This window comes from Rhodococcoides kyotonense, from assembly GCF_900188125.1.
Lineage (GTDB): Bacteria > Actinomycetota > Actinomycetes > Mycobacteriales > Mycobacteriaceae > Rhodococcoides > Rhodococcoides kyotonense.
The window spans coordinates 33,242-59,083 of the sequence record NZ_FZOW01000028.1 but is presented as its reverse complement, the minus strand read 5'-3'; the positions used below and the strand labels follow the sequence as shown (position 1 = coordinate 59,083).

Sequence of the window (25,842 nt, the reverse complement as noted above, 5' to 3'; positions counted from 1 at the left end):
ATCGAGCGGACGCTGCTCGCGCACTATGAGGCGACAGTGTTGGAGATGGCCGCGGAGCTGACGGCGAAAAACTATTCGCGTGCCGTCGAATTCGCGGAGGCAGCCGATCTCGTCCGCGGGTACGAGGACGTGAAGCTGCGCAACATTGTGCGCTACTTCGGGGTTCTGAAACGAATCCGGATTGAAGCTCCTGCAATCGATTTGGGGTAGCGGGCAAAAAGTCCGCGCTCTCCATCGCCGTGCAAATGTCCTTTTCTCAACAGTTCTCGCTGACCACGCCCGCGGCAGTGATCGGCGTACACCCATCAATCAGGAGATAACATGACTACCGATACAGTCGATCTACGAATCATCGACACGGCGACGGGTGTGTTCGACAGACCCGACTTCGCCGACGACACGCCCCACGAACAGATTGTGTTTTGCCAGGACCAGGCAACAGGCCTGAAAGCGATTATCGGAATTCACTCGACAACTCTCGGCCCTGCTCTGGGTGGCACACGATTCTTCCCGTACCGGAGCGAGCAGACAGCTGTGACGGACGTGCTACGTCTCTCTCGAGGCATGACCTACAAAGCCGCCGCCGCGGGCTTGAATCTGGGCGGGGGTAAGGCCGTTCTCATCGGCGACCCCGCCCGTGATAAAACCCCGGCGCTGCTAGAGGCGTACGGGCGATTCGTCGACACCCTGCGCGGCCGCTACATCACCGCCGGCGACGTCGGAACGACCTCCGACGACATGAACATCATCGGCCGCACCACCGACCATGTCGTTGCACGCACCCCTGCCGCGGGAGGATCGGGCGACAGCGCACCGCTGACCGCACGAGGGGTGTTCCACTCGATTCTCGCCGCCGCCGAATCGGTCTGGGGCTCAACGGAGCTGACCGGACGCCGCATCGGTGTCGAGGGAACAGGCAAGGTCGGCTACAACCTCATCTCGCTTCTGACCGCGGCTGGAGCCTCCATCACGGCAACCGACGTCAACGCAGCTGCACTGCGGCGGACTAGCTCGGACTTCCCCGAGGCCACGATCACCGACACCGTCATCGACGAAGACATCGACATCTATGCTCCGTGCGCGATGGGCGCGACACTCACAGACGCCACCGCCCGCATCCTGGACGCAGCAGTGATCTGCGGGGCCGCGAACAACCAACTCGCCCAACCGGGCGTCGAGGAGCTACTCCACGAACGCGGAATCATCTGGGTCCCGGACTTCGTCGCCAACAGCGGCGGCCTGATTCAAGTGGCCGGAGAGATCGAGAACACACCCCGTCAGCAGGTAGTCGAGCAGGTCGAGCAGATCGGCGCCACCGTCACCCGAATTCTCACCCGTCAGCGGGAGCAGGGAATCTTGGCCGGGCAGGCAGCGGCCGCCGTCGTACGTGAGCGACTGGGCTCAGCCGACGCGCACTGATCGAGACCCTGGAAATGGTCGTACCGTCCTGGAATCAGGGCGGTACGACCACGGTAGCTCTTCTGCCGCACCGGTCTGAACGTCAGTTCGCACCGTCCGTCGATCTGCGTGAGTACAGATCTGGGAGAGCGAGAAGCGGCCTGGCGCTTGGTGAGAAGTCGCCAGGCCGCTTCTCACGTGATGTGACCGACTGCAATGATGTCGAGACCTCCGTGTGCCCTTGGCCGGACATGCAAGGTCACACGGGGACGCGTGCAGTCGCGTCAGCCGATTGAGCGGACCCATTCCTCGGCGGTGAGCACTGTTATCCCGCGGGCGGGAAACAGTGTGTCCATCAGGAATTGGTGCACCGCCGTATCGGGGTCTGCGCATGCGTCGGAGAGAACCGTGACGACGTAGTCCAGATCGGCGGCGGCGTAGACGGTGGCCGCGACGACGGCGGAACTTGCGACGCCGCAGACGACGATGTGGTCGATACGTTGACTCCGCAGCACCAGGTCGAGGTCTGTCGCCGCGAATCCGCTGGCGCGGCGTTTGAGAACCACAGAGTCACTTGGGTCAACGGTGAGAGCATTGTCGATCCATGTGTCGTCGGAGGTGTCGTGGAAGACCTCGCCCATCGAGTGAAAGCCTTGCATCACGGTGTTGTTGGGGTGCACGTCTGTGGCGTTGGGGCGAAGCCCGGCGCGCAGGTACACGATGTGTACACCTGCGCGCCGAGCTCGCGGAATGGCGTCGGCGAGGATCGGAACGACCGGCCGGGCGAACGGGAACTCCCGAACGATCCCGGTCTGGACGTCTCCGACTATCAGCGCCGTCCGGATGCCAGATACCGCGTCTGTCACAGCGTGTCCGCGGTCTGTGTGGGCGTTTCGTCGTCGGCGCGGGTACCGAGTGCTTCGGCCCGTCGCCCTACCGTCAGAAGAATCGCGATACCGATCATGATCACGACGGTGATGGTGAGCAGAGCATAGGTGTAGCTCCCGGTGGCGGTTTCGATGGCACCGGTGACGTACGGGCCGACGAAGCCGCTGAGGTTGCTCACAGAATTGATCAGCGCGATGCCGGCTGCCGCTGCGGCGCCCGTCATCGACAGAGCCGGGATACGCCAGAACTGCGGCATCGCGGTGTAGATGCCGGAGATGCTGACGCATACCGCGATGATGAACAGCACGCCGTTCTGGGTGAATGTCGCGCCCACCAATCCCACGGCACCGAACGCCATTGGGATGGTGGTGGAAAAGACCGCCGAACGCCGTCCCGCTACACGCGACCACAAGATCATCACTACGATCGCGACAGCCGATGGGATCGCAGCGAGGAGAACGCTGGAGACGTTCGCGGCAGAGCCGATGGTGGACGAGAGGTTCTCGATCATGGTCGGCAGGAAGAATGCCAGTGGGTAGAGACCGAACACGATCGCAAAGAATGCGATCGACAGGGCCCACGTGCGACCGTTGGTCAACGCTTGGCGCATTCCGGTCATGGCACCATGGTGAACCTGCGCGGCCGCTTCGGCCGCCAGAATTTCGCCGAGGTACGACTTCTCCTCCTGCGAAAGCCATTTCGCTTTCGATGGGCGGTCGGGCAGGAAAATCAAGATCACAACACCGATGAGTACCGTAAGGATGCCTTCGACGACGAACAGCGACCGCCACCCGGCGATGCCCAGCAGCGTTTCTCCCCATTGCAACAGAGCGGCAGCGATCGGGGCGCCGATGATGCTCGAAAGAGGAATGCACAAGAAGAACGCCGACATCGCCCAGGCGCGTTGCTTTTTCGGAAACCAAAACGTCAGGAACAGCAGGATCCCGGCGGCGAGGCCGGCTTCTGCGAAGCCGAGGATCACCCGCGCGATGTACAGCTGGGTCGCCGAGTGGACTGCTCCGGTGAGCGCAGTGACGATGCCCCACGAGATGATGATGCGGCTGATCCAAATTCGTGCACCGAAACGCCGCAACATCATGTTGCTGGGCACTTCGACCAGGATGTAGCCAATGAAAAATAGTCCTGCGGCGAGCCCGAGCTGCGCCGTGGTCATGCCCAGATCAGCCGACATGGGTTTGGCGATGTAGCCGAGGTTGGCTCGGTCGATATAGCTGATGATGTACGCGATTCCGACGAGCGGAATGATGCGGAATCCGATCTTGCGCCACAATCGGCGTTCGGTTTCCTCATCGAACACAGTGGTGCGGCCTTCCGAGGATGAGTGAATGGGGTCAGAGGTGGGTCAATGGGTGCGGCGTGCGGTGCGGGCAGCGTCGGTGTCATCGGCGAGGACGTGCCCGGCGTCGAGGTCGATGGCTACTCCGTAGTCACGGAGGGCACCTTCGACGGTGACCTTTCCATCGAGAACATCGTCGAGTACCAGCTGCGGGTCGCGGCGCAGCGGATCGCCGTGGCCGCCACCTCCCGCGGTCACCTGTCGATGCCGACTACCGGCGTGCACGGTCATATGCGGCTTCGTCTCGATGAGCTGTTCGGTGCCGGTACCGTGGTCGAGGATGTTCGCCGAGGGCGCGCCGGCGCCGCCGCCGGCCAGTCCGTACGGGAAGGATGTTCGCCTGTCGGAACGGATCTGCACGCTTGCGCTCTCGTGGAGCACGGTCATGTCCCGGAAGGTCGACACTCCGCCGCGAAACTTTCCTGCGCCCCCGGTGTCGGGGAGGTAGCCGTATCCGTCGATCCGGATGTGACCGGATTTTTCCAATTCCTCGATCGGTGTGTTTGCGAGGTTCGCGCCCAGCGGGCTGATGCCGTCGTTGCCGTCGCCTGTGGGCGTTGCACCCCATGAGCCGCAGAGGATGTCCCACAGGATCACCGAACTGCCATCGGATTCGACGAGGCCTACTGCCACCGAGTTCGGGCCACCGTCGCCCGCGGCGGGTACGCGGTCCGGGAAGGCAGGTGCGAGCGCACCGAGCACGGTGTCGATGATGCGATAGGCCACCAAGCCACGCGCTCCGCGCGCAGATGGGCGTTTCCCGTCGAGGATGGAGCCTTCGGGGATCACGAAAGTGAAGGGGCGGTAGAAGCCGCTGTTGGCGGGGATGTCGGAGCCGAGTGCGCCCTGTAGGGCTGCGTAGCAGGCGGACTGAGTGAACGAGGCGGTGGCATTGAGCGCGGACGCAACCTGGGGGGAGGAGCCGGTGAAGTCGAAGGTGATATCGCTGTCGGCGACCGTGACTGCCACCTTGAACGGGATTGCGCCCGAGCCGAGTCCGTCGTCGTCGATCTGGTCTTCGAACGCATACGTACCGTCGGGGGCGTTGTTCAGTTCGGTTCGGACGAGTGTTTCGGAGTAGTCGAGCAGTTCGTCGATCAACCGCGTGTATTTGTCGATTCCGTACTTGTTGACGAGAGCCTGAAGCCCGAGGCCGCCCGCGTGGCTTGCTGCCAATTGAGATTCGAGGTCTCCGCGCAACAGGTCGGGTTCTCGTACGTTCCTGAGGATCACGTCGAGGAATGTGGTGTTCAGTTCCCCTCCCGCCACCAGACGAGAGGGCGGGATCTGGATCCCTTCACCGAAAATCGAGGTCGACTGTACTGCCATCGACCCTGCCGCCCAGCCGCCGACGTCGGTGTGGTTGACCACTGTGACGGTGAATCCGATCAACTGCTCACCTGCGAAACTTGGTGCGACCGAGAAGATGTCGGGTAGATGCATGCCGCCCTTGTCCGGGTCGTTGAGAATGTAGACGTCCCCGTCGGTGATCGAATCTCCGAACTCCGCGAGCACGGCGTCGATGGCGGCTGGCATGGATCCCAGGTGGACTGGGCAGGTGTTCGCTTGGGCGATGATGCGGCCCTGCCGATCACACAGTGCGGTCGAAAAATCCATGCTCGATGCGACGATCTGCGAATGGGCGGTGCGCAGGATGGTGATGGCCATCTCGTCGGCCAACCCGGAGATGGCGTTTCGGAACACTTCGAACGTGGCTGCGTCTCGAATGATGGTGGTGCTCATGCGGTGACCTCGATGTCCGTCCAGCTGATGATGATGTTGTTGTACTCGTCGAGATGGGCGGTCGTGCCCGGGGGAACGAGGGTGGTGGAGTCCATGTCTTCGATCACCAAGGGCCCTGCCTCCGGGGTGCGGGTCAGGTGCGCCCGCGCGATGACTGGGGTGCTGACTGTGGTGTCGAAGCGGCATTCGCGTACTCGTCGTGCACCGGGGTCGGTGTCGGCAAGGGTCAACGCTTGGTCGATGGTGACCGTGTTGCGTACGAAACCGCGGACTCGGATGTTGACGATTTCCACCAGGTCGTCGGTGCCGGATCGTCCGTAGGTCTTGTGGTGCTCGGCGTGGAATCGCTGTTTGACTTCGTGCAGCAAGGCGTCGTCGATGTCGCCGTCCGGCAATGGAATTCGAAGATCGAATCGCTGACCGTGGTAGCGCATGTCCAGGATTCGGTCGATCCGAACGTCGTCGGATCCCAGGTGTTCGGTGACGGTCGCTGCCAGGTTGTCGAATTCAGTGGCGAAGCGGTGCAGGGAGAGGTGTTCGCTGCGGAACGGCGTGACAGTTTGGTATTCGTTGTCGGCGACGAGTAGTCCGAGGCTGCTGAAGAGGCCGGTGTGTACGGGCACGATGACTGTGCTGATGCCCAGTTCACGCGCCAGTGCGGCGCCATAGAGGGGGCCGGCGCCGCCGAACGCGACCATCGTTGCGTCCCGCGGGTCGCGGCCGCGTTCGCTGGTGACAGCTTTGACTGCCTTGGTCATATTTGAGATAGCGACGTCGTAGGCTCCTCGTGCGATCGCGCCGGGGTCGGTGTCGATGCGGTCGCTGACGGCGCCGAGTACTTTCGCTGCCAGTTCCGGCTGAATGGTGACGCGGCCGCCGGCGATGGCGTCGGGGTTGAGGTAACCGAGGACGACGTTGGCGTCGGTGAGGGTGGGTCGTTCGCCGCCTTGGCCGTAGCAGGCAGGTCCCGGCCGGGACCCGGCGCTGCCGGGTCCGACGTGGAGCGCGCCGGCCGAGTCGACTCCGATTACGCTGCCGCCGCCCGCGCCGACTTCCGCGATGTCGATCGAGGGGACGCGGACTGTGTATCCCGCTCCCTTTCCCATGCTTCGGGTGATGTTCATCCCGCCGCCGACTTCGTAGTCGTTGGCCAGGAACGGTTGTCCGTTCTCGATCAGCGATGCCTTCGCTGTGGTGCCGCCCATGTCGAACGCGACGACGTTGTCGAGACCGAGAAGCTGGGCGAGTTTCTGAACCGCGATGACCCCAGCTGCAGGGCCTGATTCGATGATTTGGACGGGGCGTTCGACCACCGATTCCGCGTCGAGAAGCCCTCCCGAGGACTGCATGATGGAAAACGGTGCTTCGATTCCGCGTTTGCGTAGACTACGGCTGAGTTCGCTGACGTATCCGTGCACCACCGTTCCGACGTACGAGTTGACGACAGCGGTGCTGCTTCGTTCGAATTCACCGGGTTCGGGGGAGATGTCGACCGACGTGGTCACGTACACATCGGGTAGTAGTTGTTGAAGACGGTGCGCAACAGCGCGTTCTGCGTCCGGTCGGACGTGCGAGTTGATCAAGCACACTGCCAACGCTTCGATTCCGTCTGCCCGGAGTTTCTGTGCAAGTGCATCGACTTCGTCGAAATCCACTGCAGTCTCGATGTGTCCGTCCGCGTGAATACGTTGGTCGATTTCGTAGCGATGGCGTCGGCGAGCCAGCGGGGTCGGCTTTCTCCAGGACAGGTCATAGAGAAGCGGCCGCCGTAGTCGGCCGAGTTCGAGCACATCACGGAAGCCCTTGGTCGTGATCAGGGCTGTGCGAGCGCCTTCCATCTCGAGGATGGCATTCGTTGCCACTGTGGTGGCGTGCAGAACTGCGGAGACGTCATCTGCAGTAATCTCCGCATCACGCATCGACGCTGTCACACCGTCGATGACGCCCGTCCCGAAATCGGGAGGCGTCGACAGCACTTTCATAGGCACGATGCGAGCATCGGGACCGAGGGCGATGACGTCGGTGAACGTGCCGCCGATGTCCGCTGCTACGCGCCATCGCGCGTTGGCAACCGGATCCACAGAACTGGACGTGGCCATGACAAGACCTTTCTGAAGAGGAGAATATCCGCGCGGGCGCTTCCGGCCGACATCGATGAAACAGCGCCTCGGATGCAGGTCTGGTGGCGCGATGAGATCGCCGTAGTGGCGGAGGATGTGTCCCGCGTCACCAAACCGTAACTCGGGCTAGAGATATTAACAAGAGCCATCTGAGATCTTTTACACGCAAGTCATATATCCTGGAGTCAGGTAAAGTGCACGTAATCGGAAGGCTGGTGAAGTCATGAAGTACAGACCGGCGCTGCTCCTGGAGCAGACTGCGGACGGGTCGATGATGGAGCGCGCCTATTTGACGCTCAAACGCGACATCATCGAGCTGCGCAGGCCGCCGGGCCAGCACTTCACCGAGCCCGATGTGGCTGCGTCGATGGGATTGAGTAAAACGCCAGTCCGTGAGGCGCTGGCGCGATTGCATCGCGACGGTCTGGTGCAACCGATGCCCCGGGCCGGTTATGTCGTCTCGTCGGTGACACTGGGCGATGTTGCGAATCTTTGTGATATGCGGACCCTCCTCCAGGGTGAGGCATCGGCACTGACCGCATCGCTTGGGCTCGATGTTGGCCGATCCGATCGCCTTGCGGAGTTGTCGGTCGATGACACTTACGGTCAGCTCGGCGGGCCCTATTTGAACGAGCGACTTGTCGAGAATTACGAGTTCGAAACGATCATCGCCAACGGGGCCGGCAATGCCCGTCTAACCAGAAGTATTGTCGAGGTTCTCGACGAAATCGAACGGGTAGTTCGCCTGGCGGTGACGCTGTCACCGTCGATGCCGGAAGGGCGTATCGGCGAGCGGATGGCGATTGTCGATGCCATCGCCGCCCGCGACCCTCACGCCGCCCGCGCGGCGATGCAGCACCGCACCCAGTCAGCGCGCCGCGAAATCATCGACGCGCTGACCAGCAGCCATGCAGTGACATCCACACCGATTTTGTTGCCCAGCTGAACAGTCGTCGACGGCTAGGCGTGTGACCCCGAAGTCCTTGCTGTGCAAACCGTTTCGGCCACACGATCACCCATGGCCTGAACCTCCGATTCTTGTGCGCCATAAAGAAGCCTGACGTGTGTGTCCGGGCCGAAGAACCCCCCGCCCGACAGTGCCACCACTCCGGCGGCGAGCAGAAAGTCTTGGAGGTCCTCTCCGCTGCGTCCCGTCGCGCTCAGATCGGCAAACACGAAGATTCCGGCCTGCGGCAAAACAATCGGAATGTCGGCACGTGCCAGCGCGCCATACAACACATCTCGGCGAGTTTTCATCGTGTCGAATTCGACGTCCAACCAATGCTGTGGTCCAGTGAGTGCGGCGGTCGCTGCCGCCTGCGGAACGTCCCCGATATTGATCACGTCCCATTCGAGAGCAGCGTGAATCCTGTCGACAGTGGACGGAGACGAATGCACGTAACCGATCCGCCAGCTGGAAAACGCGTAGTTCTTGCTCAGGCTCGTTATTGTCACCACGCGGTCGCGCCCTCCGCTGATCGACTGGAGTGGGATGTAACCGGGCCCGTCGTGCACATACCTTTCGTACGACTCGTCGGTAAATACCCACAGCCCATGCTTCTCGGCCAAGGCCAGCACTTCGCGCAGTTCCTGAGCCGTCGGAACGTTGCCCGTTGGATTGTTCGGGTTGCACAGCACGATGGCCGTTGTTCGTTCCGTAATCGACGCCGCGATCTGTTCGAGGTCGAGCGACCACCGCAACTGGGCTGATGAGCGCACGTATCGGGGGATCGCGCCGGCCATCCGAATGACCCCGTCGAAAAAGTAGGTGGGTGCGGGGACGATGACCTCGTCTCCCGCTTCCATCAGCGCCCGTAGAGCGATGCTCATTCCGTGCTGCGCGCCATGGGTGACAAGGAGTTCCGTCTCGGCATTGACTGTCATCGCGAATGAGCTGTTCAGATGGTCAGCGATCGCCTGACGGAGATCCAGTGCTCCCCGAGTGCGCCTCGGGAACACTTGACCTGCAGCTTCGGCGGCCGCAGCCACCACATGCGCAGGCATGGGTAGAACAGGGACGCCCCGCACGGGAATCGCGCAGTTCCCCAGAGCGACGGACGAAGCGACGTGTTCATTGAACGCTAGAGCGGGCAGCCGCGAGGCCATATCGATTCTCCTGAGATACTAAGTAGGGTTTATTGGTATCTTAAGAGTAGACACATGGACGCCAGGGCGTTGTAAGACGGTGGAATTGGTGTAGCTCATCCGGCTTTAGAACTTGTCACTCGTGATCGATACTCTCTTGCCGCCAGGACACACAGCAACGGGATTCGGAGATTTCGATGGTTGAACCGCTCGCGGTGGACGAGGCCAAGCAGAGGGGATTCGACAAACGGGTCGGCGACTTCGCCAGGCTCGCGCGAAGTAGCTCCAAGCAACTGGGTGAACAGACCGCCGACTTCAAGCACGCTGCTGCGGACACCTACGAGAGGCTGACGGCAAAGAAGCCCGATCCCTACGAGTCGGCCATCACCGAGTACAACGGCGCGTTCACCTCGATGAACGACAAGGGAGTTTTGCTCCTACATCAGCGCGAACGATCGACGGACTTGATCGAACTCGTCGAGCTGTTGGTGAACAGCATCGTCAACACGCCGAAGTCGTTCGATACCGACTTCGAGGACATCGGCATCCACAAAGCTCACTTCCTGGATGCGGAGGAGTTCGCCCGGAAGGACCTCGAGGCCGCGCGGACGTCGGCTGCCGGCGCCACTGCCGGGTTCACCGCGGGAGCTGCGGTCGCGAGCATGGCTCCGACTGCCGCGCTATGGGTCGCCACCACCTTTGGCACCGCATCGACCGGCACGGCGATTTCCTCACTGACCGGGGCTGCTGCCACCAAAGCCGCTCTCGCCTGGCTCGGCGGAGGGGCGATCGCAGCCGGCGGTGGAGGCACTGCGGCAGGCGGTGCTTTGCTCGCCCTCGCCGGCCCTATCGGTTGGACGGTGGCTGGTGCCACCCTCCTCGCGTCGATCGGACTGTTCGCCAAGAACAAGTTCGAGAACCGCGACGCGAAACATGAGGCGCTGAACTCGGTGAAGCAGAACACCGCGATCATCGAAGGCATGGACGCTCAGATCGGCGACTTCCTCCGGCGTACTGCCGCTCTTCGAGAGCGACTCGTGCAGAGTTACAGCGAAGCGCTGAGGTGCTATGGCGCCGACTTCCGGGCGCTGTCCGCACCGCAGCAGTCCCAGCTCGTCGCGCTGGTGAACAACACCAAAGCATGTGCTGCCTTGCTGGACAAGCGCATCGAGCCGGGTGCCGGTGATGAATGACGCGGCGCAGCTCGGGAAAAGCAATCAGGAACAGGCAGTCGCTGCCTGGGTGAACTACCTCAATCAGCTCCGGCTGGACAACCTACTGAGCGCTCTGAATCGGCAGGACAGGAATCTGACGGACGCGCTCGCCAGCGTCAACGAGGCGATGCGGGATATTGGCAAAGTGGTCGCTGCCAACCGCGGCGGAGTGAAGGGTATGCACGGCTTCATTGCCGAGGTTGCAGAGGTGGGCGTCGGCAATGCTCGAAGGCTGATTGAGGGTGGCGACGCTGTCAACCAGTGGGTCAATGACAACGGCCCTGTGGACCTGATGCGCGGCGGTGTCGGGATCCAGCAGAAGTTCGTCGCGGCTGGCGGACGTTTCGGCCTCGGCGCGATAACGGAACACCTCCAGAAGTACCCCGACTTCCTGGAAAGCGGCGGGAAATACCAAATTCCTGGCGACCACTACGAGGTGATCGCGAAGCTGCACGCCATGCCGCGGGGGGAAGCGGGCAAGCTCCTGACGGCCAACCACGGCCCGTCGCTCGAGGACTGGAAACGCGTCCAGGCATTCTTCGAGGAGGGATCGGTAGGCATCGAGTCGCTCGAGCCTTCCCACCTGAAATACGCCGAGGTGCAGAAGGGTGCCTACGGCGCGACTCTGGAGACGGAGAAACACTCCCTCCGAACCACAGACCAATCCCTGCGGGACGAGGCCTACCAGGAGAGCCGGCCGAATCTCGAGGAGAGCGCAAAGGCCACGCTTGCGGCCGCCGCCATCGAGGGTGCGACCGCTTTGGCGCTGGCCGTCGTCACGAAACGCCGTGCGGGTATGAAACTTAAAGATTTCACGGGCGAGGACTGGGCCGACATTGCCGGAGAAGGCGTCTTCGGGTTCGCCAAAGGTGGTGTCCGTGGGCTCAGTATCTACTCGCTCACGAACTTCACCGCGACACCCGCAGCCGTCGCCAGCTCGGTCGTCACCGCGGCATTCGGTGTTGCAGAGCAGGCGAACAAGCTTCGTAAAGGCGAGATCGACGAGCTGGAGTTCATCGAGAACGCGGAGCTGGTGTGCCTGGAAACTGCCATCAGCGCTCTGTCCTCCTGCGTTGGACAGGCTCTCATCCCGGTGCCAGTCGTTGGCGCCGTGATCGGCAATACCGTCGGCACCATCCTGTACAAGTCGGTCTCAACGTCGCTCTCCAAGCGCGAGGCTTCGCTGATCATGCAGTACCTAGAAGAACAGCGCGCGCTCGACGATCTACTCGCTACTGAATACCAACAGCTCATCGACAAGCTCGATGCGAGTATGTCCGACTACCTCGGGGTGCTGGAACGAGCCTTCTCCCCTGAAGTGGAGGTTGCGCTCCTCGGCTCGGTCGAACTCGCACTCGAGCTAGGGGTGGCTTCGGATGAGGTCTTGGATTCCGACGCGAAAGTCCTCGCCTACTTTCTCGACTAGCGACTACACCCGAGAGTTCCCCAGCGCCGGCGTGACGGTTCCGAGTTGGTCCTCGTCTCACGTACCTCGGCTCCGTGTGGGCGCGACAGGATGAAAGGAGCAGAGCCTGGCGATGTTCGGACCGTGTCGATCATGTGAGTTGCGCCAGGAGAGTCCGCTTGTCTATCTTGCCTACTGCGGTGACTGGTAGCGAACGGACGATGCGTAGTTCGTCGGGTTGTTTGAAAGTGGCCAAGCCTCGTGCGGTCAGAAATTGTCGCACCGACGGTAGGTCGAGCCCGGTACCGTAGACGACGACCGCCGCGCAGATCCTTTCGCCCAGATCGGGATCGGGTAAGCCGAGAACTGCAGCCTGTCTCACGGTCGGGTGGGCTAGCAGGTTTTCTTCGACGTCGTCGGCTGCGACGTTCTCACCGCCGCGCACGATCGTGTCCTTGATGCGTCCAGTGACCATGAGGTGACCCGAGGGGGTGCGTCGCACCAGGTCACCACTCCGGTAATAGCCGTCGCCGGTGAACGACCGAGCGTTGTGCTCGTCGGCGCGATAGTAGCCACGAATCGTGTACGGCCCCCGCACCATCAGTTCGCCTTCCGTCCCGTCGGGAACGTCGGAACCGTGCTCGTCGACGATGCGGATGTCGTCGTGCTCGCTCATCGGCCGTCCCTGCGTTCTGATGACAGTTGCCTCGTCGTCGTCGGGCAGCGTGTAGCAGATGAGGCCTTCGGCCATTCCGAACACTTGCTGTACTGCGCCACTGAACGCAGCGTTCGCCGCGACAGCATCGGGTTCGGCGAGTTTGGCCCCACCGACCTGCATCAACCGCACGGTGGAGACGTCGGCAGGTTCCCACTCGGTGGCTGCGGTCCATACCTGCGCCAGCGCCGGAACGAGCGCGACCACCGTGACTCCGTGCCGCTCGATGAGCTCGAAAGCGTGGTCGGGAGACGGGTCCCCAGCGAAGATCGCATGTCCGCCCACCGAAAGCACTCCTAGGAAACCGGGGCACCCGAGCGGGAAGTTGTGCGCGGCCGGCAGCACTGTCAGGTACACGTCCTGCTCGGTCAATCGAGCAGCTATGCAGCTTCTTTCGACGTTGTACCGATAGTCGTTGTGGGTGCGTGGTATCAGCTTCGGTAGCCCCGTCGTCCCACCGGACACGAGAAACAGTGCAGGACAATCGGGTTGGGCGTAGACGTCGTTCCAGTCGTTCGGTTCTCCGTCGACGACCGCATCGAACTCGCCCGGGTCGCCCTCGATGAGAACGATGTCCACCGTCGTAACGCGCTCGACGAGCTGGGCTGCAAGCACTCTGTAGTCGAATCCTGCCGCGACATCGTGACAAATGTAGCCCCGTGCCCTCGAGACCGACGCGAGGTGAGAGATCTCGTTGATGCGATGAGCCGGGAGCGTCAGGACGGGCACGATACCTGCGCGCAGCGATCCGAGCAGTGTTACCGCAAACGCAACCGAATTCTGATACTGCAGGATGACGCGATCACCGGGGGCCAATCCGACTCGACGGAGTCCGGCTGCACGCCTCGCGGTGGCGATGTCGAGTTCCTGGTAGGTCAGCGTGGAGTGCGCGTCGCTCACTGCGGGAGCGTGGGGCACCCGTCTGACGCTGTCTGCCGCTATGGTCCACAGTGGCGCGTCGGCGAAGAGTTCGAGCTCGCGGTACTTCAGCTCGTCGTCGGCGCGGTGCGGTTCGAAACCCTCGAGAAGATCCACTGTCGCCTTTCTCACGGTTGGCATGGGCGCAATGTTAGCTTAGGGTTACCTCAATCGTCAGTCGGTTGTTTGTGCGCCGTGCCACGTTCCATCTCCGGGTCGGATGTTCGTTCGGAAGTCGGAACAGCACCCGAGAGGAACGTGCAACTGTGTTCATGCAAGAGCGAATGTCCGACGTTGTGTCGGATGTGATCGGGATCGGATTCGGTCCGTCCAATTTGGGGTTCGCCATCGCTGCGTCCGAATGTCAAGCGTACGAGGACGGGCGAATCAGCGCGGTCTTCGTTGAATCGAAGCAACGATTCGGGTGGCACCCAGGGATGATGCTGCCGGGAGCGACGATGCAGATCGCCTTCCCGAAAGATCTTGTCACGATGCGTAATCCGCGTAGCGAGTACAGCTTCTTCAGCTATCTGCACGAACAGGGTCGGATGGTTGACTTCATCAATCATCAGACTTTCTTCCCCAGTAGGCGAGAATTCGGCGACTATTTGGCGTGGGCGGCGGAGAGGGTGAATGCGGACGTTCGCTACGGCACCCGCGCCGTCGGAATTCGGTTCGAGAACGACCTCGCGATCGTCATCTGCGACGGTCCGGAAGGCCTGATCGAATTCCGAGCCCGAAATGTCCTTTTCGCACCCGGACTCACCCCTCGACTTCCCGACGGAGTCCGAACGTCGGACCGCGTCTTTCACAATCACGGTTTACTGGAAGCTCTGCCGCGAATTCCGTCGGCACCGACGGGCTCGTTCGTGGTTCTGGGCGCAGGACAGAGTGCGGCCGAAGTTGCTCACTACCTGCATTCCGAATATCCGACTGCCGAGGTGCACGTCGTGCACGCCAAGTTCGGGATGACGCCCGCGGACGACAGCCCGTTCGCGAACCGCGTGTTCGATCCCGACACCGTGGATCGGTGGTACGGAGCAACACCCCAGGTTCGTGCTCGAATGCTGAACTATCACAAGGGGGCCAACTACTCGGCGGTCGACGGTGAACTCATCGCAGAACTGTATCGGCGTGAGTATCAAGAGAAGGTCGCCGGCGCCCGAAGGTTGTTCGTTCACGGCGCCACGGAACTTCGTGACGTGAGCGAGGGGGCGGACAGTGTGACGCTCGATCTTGTGGATCAGCTGGCCGGTGAGAGTTGGACTCTCGAGACCGATGCCTTGATCTGCGCGACTGGATTCAGGCCCGGGAACGTGCGAGACCTGTTGGGCGATGCAGCCTTCGAGTGTTCCTTCGACGGAACCGATCCCGTCGTTTCTCGTGACTACCGTCTGCACACATCGGATGCGATCAGTGCTGGTATCTACCTCAACGGCGGCGTCCAAGGGACGCACGGACTGTCGTCGACGTTGCTCTCGACTATCGCGATACGTTCCGGCGAAATCCTGGATTCGGTTCGTCGCCATGCGGGACTGCAGGTGTCCTGACGGCTCGTAGTCGGAAAGGCGAGCGTCGCAAAAGAATCGATCGATGTCGGGGAGTAATGCGGTGACTGCAGTAATCGAGTGCGAGAACAACCGTGACGTCACGGACACCCTTCGCGGTGCGCGTGTGTGTGCGTCGTGGGCTGCTGCGGGCCTGGCCCCGGACTACGTCGTCTACGAGCGTCATGGCCGATGGGTGTACGCAGGTGGGTCGCGTGCATCGATCATGCTTCGACGGAACGAGATCCGAACCGTCACCACCGACGGGGAGCGGGCTTCGGCATGGACCGGACGACCCGCGCAGGCGCTGGCGGCGGCGCTCGCAGGGCTCGGGTTCTCGGACTGGCGTGCGTATGGTTGGCTCGGTTTCGATTTCGGTTCTCCCGGTCTCGGAGCGGGCGAGCACATCGATGACGCGGCCGTGCTAGCCCATCTTGTGGTGCCGAAGTTCGAGGCGTGGATCGACGCGGACGGCATCACGTTCACAGGCGTCGATGCAGACACCGAACGCAGAATGAGAGAACTGGCAGCGGTGGCCGATCACGACGACTCGGTTCTGGCGCGCACAGTCGATGTCGGCGTCGACGACTCGGGTTATCGAAGCATCGTCGCCGACGCGATCGCCGAGATTCGTTCCGGGTTGTACGAGAAGGTGATCTTGTCCCGCACGATCGCCGTGCCCTTCGACGTCGACATTCCCCGGACATACGTGCGAGGCCGTACCGCCAACAATCCCGCGCGATCCTTCCTGTTCCGGATGGGAGGGCTCGAAGCGACGGGATTCAGTCCCGAACTCGTGGGATCGGTCGGCGTGGATCGAGCGCTCGTCGCCGAGCCATTGGCTGGTACCAGGGCGTTCGGGAGAGGCCCCGAACTCGACCGCATCGCACGTGAAGACTTGGTGTCCGATGCGAAGGAGATCGCGGAACACGCTGTGTCCGTTCGTACGTCGTTCGCCGAGGTCGATGGCATCGCAGCGCCGGGCACCACGGCCGTCACCCAATTCATGGTGGTTCGCGAACGGGGCAGTGTTCAGCATCTGGCATCGACGGTACGAGGAACACTTGCCCCGGAGACCGACGCGTGGGACGGAATCGAAGCAGTGTTTCCCTCCGTCACAGCGTCCGGTGTGCCCAAAGCCGAAGCGGTGGACGCCATCTACCGACTGGAAGGGAACTCCCGAGGGTTGTACTCGGGAGCCGTGGTAACAGCGTCTTCGAACGGCGAAGTGGAAGCGGCACTGGCGCTCCGAACTGTGTTCCGTGAGGACGGCGAGGCCTGGATTCGGGCAGGCGCAGGCATCGTTGCCCAGTCCGACCCCGACCGAGAATTCGAAGAGACCTGCGAGAAACTCGCCAGCGTTGCGCCGCATCTCGTCGAGCGTTCGATCCCGGGCAGGCAGAGCGCGTGACACTTGACCACGGTCGTCAGCGGATGTGGTTGCTGCACAGATTGTATCCGGACGACACCGCCCTCAATCTCGGGCTTGCGTTGGAGCTCAGCGGGAAGCTCGACATGGACAGGCTCGATCGCGCAGTCCGCATCGTGGCCAATGCCCATCCCATCCTCAGGGCCACCTATACGGAAGACCGAGACGGAAGTCCGGTCGCACACATCGACGAGCACTGTGGTGGGATCGTGTCCATCGGCCAGATCGATTCGAGGGATCGTCTCGAACCGGCAATCCGACGCGAATTCGGGCACGTCTTCGATCTACAGCGCGAGCATTCCGTGCGGGTCAGCCTCATGAAGGCCGATCCGTCCACTCACATCCTGCTCGTGGTGGCGCACCACATTGCGTGGGACGACGGATGCTGGACGCCGTATCTGGCGATGCTGACCGACGCGTACGAGGGCAAGGAACCCGTCGCGCCCCTCCCGCACGTGCCGGTCCCGCCGTCCCCCGAATCGGTCGAATACTGGAACGTTCGATTGGCGAGCCTGCCGGAGCCCATCGAGTTTCCCGGCGAGAATGGGCTGACGCGCTCGGCGCGAACCGATTCCGCGATCGTCTCGTCCAGCTTGTCGGCAGAGTCGACCGCCGCGCTCGTTGCCTTGTCCGAATCGACCGATTCATCGGTGGCGGCGATACTTCTGACTGCGTTCGAAGTCGTCGTGTCGAGGTACTGCCGCACGCGCGACATGGCGATCGCACTGCCCGTGGAACGGCGCGCTGATCCCGTTGCCGCCGGGCGGATAGGGTATTCGGGGAACACGGTTGTCCTACGCGCGAGAGTCGATCCGCTGCGGCCCATAGCCGAACTTTTCCACCGAGTATCGGGCGACCATCGGCGCGCGCTGCGGCACGCCGATGTCGAACTCGACGACATCGTGCGTCGCGCCAACCCCGATCGTGACAGCGGCGCCAACTCGGCTGTACGGCTGTGTTTCTCGGAACGCAGGACCCCGACCGCCTTGTTCGAGCCGCCGGGAATCACCGCTCGAATTCTTTCCTCGGATATCGGACACAGCCAGGTTCCGCTGAGCTTCGAGTTCGAGATGGGGGAGCAGTGCGGGCTGCGCATGGAGTACCAGACCGATGTGTTGTCCGATGCGGTGACGCGGGCCATGCTCGGGTCCCTCCACTACGTTCTGGACGGGGTCGTTCGAGGTGGCATGCAGGCCTCGGTTGTCGACGTACCACTCTTCACGTCGAGTGAGCGTGAAGAGATTCTTGCTCACTCACGCGGGAAGGCACGGCGTACGGAACCGAGCACGATGCCCGATCTCTGTGCACGACAGTCTGTTTCGACCCCCGATGCGGTCGTCGTCGTCGACGACACGATGGCGTTGTCGTACCGTGCCCTGGATCGGCGCTCGACGACATTTGCATCGGAACTCGTGAGAGTAGGCGTCGAGCCGGGTTCGACGGTGGCGACGCTTCTTCCGCACTCCATCGAACTCGTCGTCGCGGCGCTCGGAATCATGAAGGCAGGCGCGGTCTACCTGCCTCTCGACGCCGGGTTGCCTGCGGCGCGACTGCAGTATCTCGTCGACGACGCACAGCCTGCCGCAGTGGTGGGTGACGTCTCGGCGTTGGACGTGGGCGCGGCGCGTGTGCTGGATGCCTCTGCAACCGACCTGCCCAGGCTCTGTGATGTCCGCCTCCCGGAGGTGCAGCCCAGCGCACCGGCCTACATCGTGTACACGTCCGCGTCCACCGGTCCGCCCAAAGGTGTGGTGGTGTCGCACTCGGCGATCGTCGAATACATCGAATGGATCATCGAAAACGGTCGGTTGGGCAGGGGAGACTCGATCCTGCAGGTTGCATCCCCCGGATTCGACGTCAGCATCGGTGAGATCTTCGGATGCCTCGGATCCGGTGCTCGACTGGTAGTACCGCGGCAGGGGGGACTTGCCGACATGGGATACCTGACCGAGTTGCTGCGGACACGTGACATCTCGTCCATGCACTTCGTCCCCTCCCTGCTGGCTACGTTCCTGACGCTGCCCGGCGTCGAACGGTGGACGTCCTTGCGCCGTGTTCCGGTCGGCGGCGAACCTTTTCCCGGTCCGCTCGCCGACCAGTTCAACGCTATGTTCGATGCTCGGCTCTACAACTTCTACGGTCCGACGGAAGCGACCCTGGCGGTCACCCAGTACGAGGTGGTCTCGGCGCAGGGTAGACGCGTGGTTCCTATCGGAACGCCGAAGGACAACACGCAGGTCTACGTGCTCGACGAACGACTGCAGCCGGTCGGTGTCGGTGTGATCGGCGAACTGTACGTGGGCGGAACCCAGCTTGCGACCGCGTATCACGGGAGGCCGGGCCTGACGGCGGAGCGGTTCGTCGCAGATCCGTTCTGCTCCGGTGGTCGCCTCTACCGGACGGGCGACCTCGGTCGATGGTCTCCGGACAGCGGATTGGAATTCATCGGGAGAGTCGATCAACAGGTCAAGGTGCGTGGCTTCCGCATCGAGCGCAGCGAGGTGGAGGCGGTCGTCGCCGCCGTGGCAGACGTGGGCCAGGTCTTCGTCGACGTCGTGAATCATCCCGTGCGTGGAACGGCGCTGGTGGCTTATGTCGTCGCAGAGGAGGACACGCAGCTCGAACAGCGAGTCCGCACTGCTGCCGCGGCGTTGCTGCCGGACTGCATGATCCCCGAACGCATCGTGGTGGTGGACCGAATCCCTGTCACTCGGAACGGAAAACTGGACCGAGCGTCCCTGCCGAGTCCGGACTTTCGCGCTCCCACGTCCGGCCGCGGTCCGGAAACGGACACCGAGCGGGCACTGTGCGCGATCTTCACGTGGCTCGTCGGACGAGATGTGGTCGATGTCGACGACTCGTTCTTCGACGCCGGTGGTCACTCGTTGTCTGTCGTGCGCCTCGTCGCACGAGTGCGGGCAGAGTTCGGCGTGGACGTGTCTGTGCGGCAGGTGTTCTCGTCGCCTACGGTCGCGGCGCTGGCAGAGATCATCGATCTCGCGGTGATTCGGTTGCGTCGTCCGCTCGCCGCGTTGCGTCCTGCAATCACCCCGATCGACGACGATCTCGGATCACCGTTGTTCGCATCCCAACACGAGATTTGGAGCGCCCACTGCGAGGAAGTCGACGCCACGGACAACGTCGCGTTCGGTGCGGAGCTTACGGGACCGGTCGACGTCCCGTCGCTCGAGCGGGCACTGGAAGATCTCGTGCGGCGGCATCGGGTTCTGCGCACGGCCTACCCTGCGGAGAACGGCGTGCCGACGCGTACGATCGTTCGATCGACACCGATTCTCTTGCAGTCGAATTCGTCCGAGACAAGCCGAAACCTGTTGTGGCAGTCTGCGAAATGCCGCATCGAAATCACAGACGGCCTGCCGATTCGTGCAGAGCTGGTGGCCCGGTCCGAAGAGCAGTACTTGCTGATTCTCGTCGTTCATCACATCGCGTGCGACGTGTGGTCGTCGCCGGTTCTGTTCGCGGACTTGGCGACTGCCTATCGTGCGCGACATGCGGGTTCGGCGCCTGCTTGGGCACCGTTGGTAGTGCAGTATGCGGACTTCGCAGCCTGGCAGGCTCGACTCCCGTCCGTGGGCGAGCAAACCGGGTACTGGAGGAACGAATTGTCTGCGTCGAACGCCACGCTCCGTCCGACGGGACTCATCGACATGGTGGAGCTGGCACCGGATTCACTTCTTCTGAAGCAGTTCGATTCGATCTCTTCGAGAATCGACGACGAACTGGCCGCCTCGATTCTCGTGACGGCCGCGCTCAGTGCAACTTTGACAGGGGACGACGACATCGTGGTGTGGACTCCCACGCCGGAACGCGTACCCGAGGGAGCGGACGGAATGATCGGCCCCCTCGTGAACACGATCTCGGTCAGGACTCGACTGACGGGATCCGACGATGTGCAGACGATCTTGTCTCACATCGCCGAGAGGGTCTCGGCAGGTATGGATCATAACGACGTGTCACCAGGTGTCGGCGTTCCATCCGGACCGGTCGTGATGATGGAGCAGCCGTCCGACGTGCGTGTTCGGTTCGGTCCGTCGGCTGTTCTCGTGTCGCTACCCGCCGTTCGTCCCGCCGGTACGACCGATATGACCATCGTGTTCCGCCGGGAACCCGAAGGATTGGCCTGTCGTATCGAGTATCACCGGGACAGGTACGCGGGGGATCGACTGATCGCGCTACTGCAGCAGGTCGTGAGCGACCTGGCCGACGAATCCGCCCGACCCATCGGTGCTTCGGCACGTCTGATCCAAGCGAAAGTGAGCATCTGATGGACACTCCGTTGCTGGTCGTGATCGGCGGGGGTCCGAAGGCGTTGGCCGTCGCGGCGAAGGCGAAGGTGCTCGGTGACCTCGGCCTGCCCGCGCCGCGAGTGATGATCGTCGAGCAGCACGGCATCGGTGCCAACTGGACCATTGCAGGAGGGTGGACGGACGGCGCCCACCGGCTCGGTACCAGTCCGGAGAAGGATCTGGGATTTCCTTATCGTTCAGCCGAATTCAAGGGATTCAATCGTCACGTCGACCACGCGATGAGTCGATTCTCATGGAGTTCGCACCTCATCGCGGCCGGAACCTTCGGAGAGTGGATAGACCGTGGGCGCCCTGCACCGCGTCACCGCGAGTGGGCGCGGTATCTCCAGTGGGCGGCCAGGCAGGCTGAGGTGGAAGTAGTTCTCGCCAGGGCGGAAACGCTGTCCATCGTGGACGATCGCTGGGTCATCGGAAGCGACGGATCCACCGAGTCTCTGGTCGCCGACGCGGTCATGATCACTGGACCCGGTACCGCACAGAGCGATTGGGAACGGCTCGGCGAGCGCATCGTCGGTCCGTCGACATTCTGGAATCAGGTTGCAGGCCGTTCGGTGCCCGTCGTCAACCGCGCGGCAGTCATCGGTGCGGGAGAAACAGCGGGCGCGATTCTGCATCAGATGAGCAATCTCGATGCGATGAGCATCTCTGTCATCGCGCCCCGAGCCAGTCTGTTCACCCGGGGGGAAGGCTATTTCGAGAATCGAGTGTTCACCGACGACGTCAGGTGGAGCGCACTCAGCCTCGCACAGCGCCGTGAACTGATCAATCGCGCCGATCGCGGTGTGTTGTCGACCCGGGTGATGGAAGAACTCCGTATGGACATCAGGGTCGGCCATGTCGAAGGTCGTGTGAGCGGCATGCAGGCCGTCGGTGACCACGTAGTGGTCGGAATCGATACCGCGAGTGGATACGTGAGCCAGAGCTTCGACTATGTCGTCGACGCGCGAGGTGCACGCGAGATGTGGATGCTGGACCTCCTCGACGACTCCGCCCGCGATCGACTCGAGCTTGCGATCGGCGGGCCGGCGACGTCCGAGCGCGTACAGATGTCGATCGAGCGGTCGATGGCCGTCGGCGGTCTCGGCCCGGCCCTCTTCCTACCCGCGCTGGCGGCGCTGAGGCAGGGGCCAGGATTTCCGAACCTGAGTTGCCTTGGGCTGCTGTCGGATCGTGTCTGTTCCGCGCTCACCGAATCGAGAACTCTCACAACAGCACTGACGAATGGAGCTAGAAGTTGATCACCAGGGACGATGTGCGCGCGATGGTGTCCGAGGAAATCGGGGTCGATCCCGGTTCGTTCGCAGACGACGACAATTTGGTCGAACTCGGGATGCACTCGCTCAAGCTCATGAAGGTAGCCGGTCGTTGGCGCAAACTCGGGCATCAGGTGAACTACTCCGAACTGGTGCTCGCACCGACGGTCGAGGCGTGGGCGGCACTACTCGGCGTCGCCGAGACCCAGCCCATCGCAGCACTACCCGCGGCCGACGACGAACCGGAGTTCGGACTGGCGACGATGCAGCACGCCTACTGGGTCGGTCGACAATCAGGACAGAGCCTCGGCGGTGTCGCGGCACACCTCTACGTCGAATTCGACGGCGCCGACATCGATGTCGATCGCCTCGCGCGCGCCGTTCGTCGAGTGATCGAACGCCACGACATGTTACGAGTAGCGTTCACCGACAACGGAACTCAGCGCATTCTCTCCGAAGCTCCCGCGCAGGTCTGGTCGGTTCAGGATCTGTCCGGTCTGGAACCGGGCGCGGTGACGCAGGCTCTCGCGGACACACGCGAGGCCAAGAGCCACCAGTTCATGGATGTCGCTGCGGGCCAGGTCGTGGATTTCTCGGTCAGCGTGCTGCCGGATGGTCGTCACCGAGTACACGTCGACGTCGACATGCTCGCTGCCGACGCCATGAGCTATCGACGGATTCTCGCCGATCTTGCGGATCTCTATGTATCCGACGCCGACGCTCTCGCCCCGATCGACTACACGTACCGACGGTATCTCGCGGACAAGGCACGCGCGGCCGACCGATCCACGATCGAACGAGACCGAACATGGTGGGACGATCGGATCGACACGCTGCCCGACGTTCCTGCACTCCCGACGATCCCCGAAGCGGAACGCACCGATGTCGGACGCAGCGTGCGCGTGCACCACCGATTCGATGCCGCCCAGAAGCAGCGACTGCACGATGTCGCGTTCGGCCATGGACTGACACCTGCTGTCGTTCTGGGCGGCTTGTTCTGCGAAGTGCTCGCCGAATGGTCCAGCTCTCAGCAGCTTCTGCTCAACGTGCCACTGTTCAACCGCGAACAGTTGCACCCCGACGTGGATCGCGTCGTCGGCGATTTCACCAATTCGGTTCTGCTCGACGTCGACCTCACCGACGCGCATTCCGCGCTCTCGCGGGCTCGCCGTTTCCAGCACATCCTCCACACGGCGTCGTCGCACAGCGCATACGAGGGATTGGAAGTGCTGCGAGACATCGGCCGACACCGGGGCAGTCCGATCACGCCTTCCGTGGTCTTCACTTCCGGTCTCGGTCTCGGGGAGTTGTTTTCCGACACTGTGACCGACGTCTTCGGTGATCCGGTCTGGATCTTGTCGCAAGGACCTCAGGTCGATCTCGATGCGCAGGTGGTCGAGATCGGTGGTGGAATCCTGATCAACTGGGATGTGCGCCGTGACGCGCTCCCCGCAGGTGTGGTCGAGACGATGTTCGCGCGCTACGTGGACATGATCGAGAACGCCCTCGCGCCCGAATACGACTGGACTGCAACAACGCCGGCTGTTCTGCCTGTCGAGCAGTCGAGACGTCGGAATCAGGCGAACGCCGGTGTGACTGCCGAACTACCGGCCCGTACGCTGCACGACAGATTCTTCGACCTGGCGGCCATCCGACCCGAGCGGAGAGCGTTGCGCTGGGGCGAGGACGATTCCTACTCGTACGGCGACCTGGCCGCGGATGCTCTGCGTGTCGCGGCGAGCTTGACTGCCACGGGAGTGGTTCCGGGCGACACCGTGGCTGTCGTGGTGCCCAAGGGGCATCGTCAGGTCGTCGCGGTACTCGGCGTACTGGCCGCCGGGGGTGTCTACTTGCCCGTCGGCATCGACCAGCCGGTCGAACGGAAGGCCAAGATTCTCGAACGTGGCGACGTTCGGATCGCGATCGCCGACGATGGCGTCGAACTCCCGGCGCCGGCTCGGCGACTGGACTTTTCCGACGCGCTCCGGGCGACACCGGCCGTAGCTCGCGCCACTGTCGCGCCGAATGCGCTTGCGTACGTGCTGTTCACGTCGGGATCGACGGGGGAGCCGAAGGGAGTCGAGGTGTCGCACTCTGCGGCGGCCGCCACCATCGACGCCATCACGGGTCATGTCGACCTGACGGACGACGACTGTCTCATCGGACTTTCGGCGCTCGAATTCGACCTGTCCGTGTTCGACATCTTCGCAACTTTGGGACTTGGTGGGACACTCGCGTGCGTCGACGCGTCCATGAGTCGCGACGCGCACGCCTGGAGCACAATGATTCGCAGGTTCGGCGTGACCGTCGTCAACGCCGCACCTGGCCTGATCACCATGCTCGCCGACACGGCATCCGCCGATGACATCGCACGCCTCCGCGTGATTCTCACCGGAGGCGATCGCGTCGACGCTGCAGTGGCTCGACGTCTCAGGACGTCGGTCCCCGGGCTACGGTTCATCGGTCTCGGCGGGACTACGGAGACTGCCATCCACTCCACGATCTGTGAAGTCACCGACGAATCACCGAACTGGACGTACGTGCCCTACGGCGTGCCGATGAACGGCGTCGCGTGCCGAGTGGTCAACTCCCGCGGCGAGGACTGCCCGGATTGGGTGCGTGGCGAGATCTGGATCGGCGGTCGCGGCGTCGCGCAGGGCTATCGAGGAGACCCCGATCGGACGTCCGACCGGTTCGTGACATACGAAGGACAGCGGTGGTATCGCACCGGTGACATGGGACGCTATCTACCGGACGGGACGCTCGACTTCTTGGGCCGTGCGGATCATCAGGTCAAGATTCGCGGCTACCGAGTGGAACTCGGCGAGATCGAGGTTGCCATGAAGCGGCTCTCGGGCGTCGAGACTGCGGTGGCCGCCGTCGTCGGCATCGGTACTTCTGCGCGACTCGTCGCCGCAGCGCACGGGACCGGACTCGTTGCGGAGGAATTGCTCGAAGGGCTGTCGGTGTTGCTTCCGGACTACATGATTCCCGAATCCGTCGACGTGCTCGACACCGTGCCCGTCACCGGTAACGGAAAGGTCGATCGCGCAGCGATTCTCGCGATTCTTCGTGATTCGACGGACGGGACGGTGCGGAATTCGTACGTACCTCCGGGCGACGACGTCGAGGCGGCACTGGCCTATCTGATGGAACAAATCCTCGAAGTCGAGTCACTCGGTGTGGAGACCGACTTCTTCGAAGCGGGTGGAAACTCGATCATGGCAACGATATTCGTCGCCAAGGTCCGCGGCATGTTGCTCGTGCCCGCGGTCACGATCAGCGATGTGTTCGACGCCCGAACCGTGCGTGCACTGGCGGCGCGGCTGCGTACGCAGGACCGAAGCGAACAGCTGGAGCAGGTCGCGGGCATTCTGGTCGACATCGCTGGAATCGCAACCGGTTCGGCGACGGAGCTGACGACGCAGAGCTGATCCCCGGG

The 25,842-nt window shown here is 62.7% G+C and carries 16 protein-coding genes; 10 read left to right on the top strand and 6 right to left on the bottom strand.

The window, feature by feature from the left end; all coding sequences use genetic code 11:
• Both CHB96_RS29885 and CHB96_RS27530 read left to right on the top strand, forming a co-directional pair.
• Positions 1–210 (top strand): DUF6537 domain-containing protein (locus CHB96_RS29885; protein ID WP_217900000.1); only part of this gene is annotated, 210 nt, incomplete at its 5' end.
• A gap of 111 nt (positions 211–321) precedes the next feature.
• Positions 322–1,419: a Glu/Leu/Phe/Val family dehydrogenase gene (locus CHB96_RS27530; RefSeq protein ID WP_089252361.1), complete on the top strand. Its 1,098-nt coding sequence runs from the start codon at positions 322–324 to the stop codon at positions 1,417–1,419.
• A gap of 263 nt (positions 1,420–1,682) precedes the next feature.
• Here CHB96_RS27530 and CHB96_RS27525 read toward each other — a convergent pair whose 3' ends face one another.
• The 4 genes from CHB96_RS27525 to CHB96_RS27510 are packed head-to-tail and all read right to left on the bottom strand — an operon-like array spanning position 1,683 to position 7,485.
• Positions 1,683–2,264 (bottom strand): cysteine hydrolase family protein, encoded by a 582-nt coding sequence (locus CHB96_RS27525; protein WP_245866262.1) that lies wholly within the window; start codon positions 2,262–2,264, stop codon positions 1,683–1,685.
• Complete coding sequence (locus CHB96_RS27520; protein WP_089252359.1) at positions 2,261–3,604, bottom strand: MFS transporter; 1,344 nt, start codon at positions 3,602–3,604, stop codon at positions 2,261–2,263. Before CHB96_RS27520 ends, CHB96_RS27525 begins: the two co-directional genes overlap by 4 nt.
• A 45-nt stretch (positions 3,605–3,649) precedes the next feature.
• Complete coding sequence (locus CHB96_RS27515) at positions 3,650–5,386, bottom strand: hydantoinase B/oxoprolinase family protein (RefSeq protein ID WP_089252357.1); 1,737 nt, start codon at positions 5,384–5,386, stop codon at positions 3,650–3,652.
• On the bottom strand, positions 5,383–7,485 hold the full coding sequence (locus CHB96_RS27510) for a hydantoinase/oxoprolinase family protein (protein ID WP_089252355.1): 2,103 nt from the start codon (positions 7,483–7,485) through the stop codon (positions 5,383–5,385). The genes CHB96_RS27515 and CHB96_RS27510 overlap by 4 nt, the downstream gene beginning before the upstream one ends.
• A gap of 244 nt (positions 7,486–7,729) precedes the next feature.
• Here CHB96_RS27510 and CHB96_RS27505 point away from each other — a divergent pair, with 244 nt between their 5' ends.
• A complete protein-coding gene (locus CHB96_RS27505; protein ID WP_089252353.1) occupies positions 7,730–8,452 on the top strand; it encodes a GntR family transcriptional regulator in 723 nt (240 codons plus the stop codon).
• A gap of 14 nt (positions 8,453–8,466) precedes the next feature.
• Here CHB96_RS27505 and CHB96_RS27500 read toward each other — a convergent pair whose 3' ends face one another.
• Complete coding sequence (locus tag CHB96_RS27500; RefSeq protein ID WP_089252351.1) at positions 8,467–9,612, bottom strand: pyridoxal phosphate-dependent aminotransferase; 1,146 nt, start codon at positions 9,610–9,612, stop codon at positions 8,467–8,469.
• 176 nt (positions 9,613–9,788) lie between these two features.
• Between CHB96_RS27500 and CHB96_RS27495 the strand changes: the two genes are divergently transcribed.
• A complete protein-coding gene (locus tag CHB96_RS27495) occupies positions 9,789–10,784 on the top strand; it encodes a hypothetical protein (RefSeq protein ID WP_089252349.1) in 996 nt (331 codons plus the stop codon).
• Positions 10,777–12,231, top strand: coding sequence for a hypothetical protein (locus tag CHB96_RS27490; RefSeq protein WP_089252347.1), 1,455 nt, complete (start codon positions 10,777–10,779; stop codon positions 12,229–12,231). Before CHB96_RS27495 ends, CHB96_RS27490 begins: the two co-directional genes overlap by 8 nt.
• 130 nt (positions 12,232–12,361) lie before the next feature.
• Here the strand turns inward: CHB96_RS27490 and CHB96_RS27485 are convergent, their stop codons facing one another.
• Entirely contained in the window at positions 12,362–13,984 is a 1,623-nt protein-coding gene (locus CHB96_RS27485) for a (2,3-dihydroxybenzoyl)adenylate synthase (RefSeq protein ID WP_089252345.1), read from the bottom strand.
• Between the two features lie 143 nt (positions 13,985–14,127).
• On the opposite strand from CHB96_RS27485, the gene CHB96_RS27480 reads away from it, so the two are divergent.
• From CHB96_RS27480 to CHB96_RS27460, 5 genes are all read left to right on the top strand, one after another.
• Positions 14,128–15,393 carry a lysine N(6)-hydroxylase/L-ornithine N(5)-oxygenase family protein gene (locus CHB96_RS27480; RefSeq protein ID WP_245866260.1) on the top strand — a complete coding sequence of 422 codons (1,266 nt, stop codon included), beginning with the start codon at positions 14,128–14,130 and terminating at the stop codon, positions 15,391–15,393.
• Between the two features lie 61 nt (positions 15,394–15,454).
• The gene (locus tag CHB96_RS27475) at positions 15,455–16,801 is read left to right on the top strand and encodes a salicylate synthase (protein ID WP_245866258.1); all 1,347 of its coding nucleotides are present in this window, start codon (positions 15,455–15,457) and stop codon (positions 16,799–16,801) included.
• Positions 16,798–21,105: a non-ribosomal peptide synthetase gene (locus CHB96_RS27470; protein WP_089252341.1), complete on the top strand. Its 4,308-nt coding sequence runs from the start codon at positions 16,798–16,800 to the stop codon at positions 21,103–21,105. The genes CHB96_RS27475 and CHB96_RS27470 overlap by 4 nt, the downstream gene beginning before the upstream one ends.
• Positions 21,105–22,385: a SidA/IucD/PvdA family monooxygenase gene (locus CHB96_RS27465; protein ID WP_089252339.1), complete on the top strand. Its 1,281-nt coding sequence runs from the start codon at positions 21,105–21,107 to the stop codon at positions 22,383–22,385. Before CHB96_RS27470 ends, CHB96_RS27465 begins: the two co-directional genes overlap by 1 nt.
• The gene (locus CHB96_RS27460; protein ID WP_089252337.1) at positions 22,382–25,834 is read left to right on the top strand and encodes a non-ribosomal peptide synthetase; all 3,453 of its coding nucleotides are present in this window, start codon (positions 22,382–22,384) and stop codon (positions 25,832–25,834) included. The genes CHB96_RS27465 and CHB96_RS27460 overlap by 4 nt, the downstream gene beginning before the upstream one ends.
• Positions 25,835–25,842 lie beyond the last annotated feature (8 nt).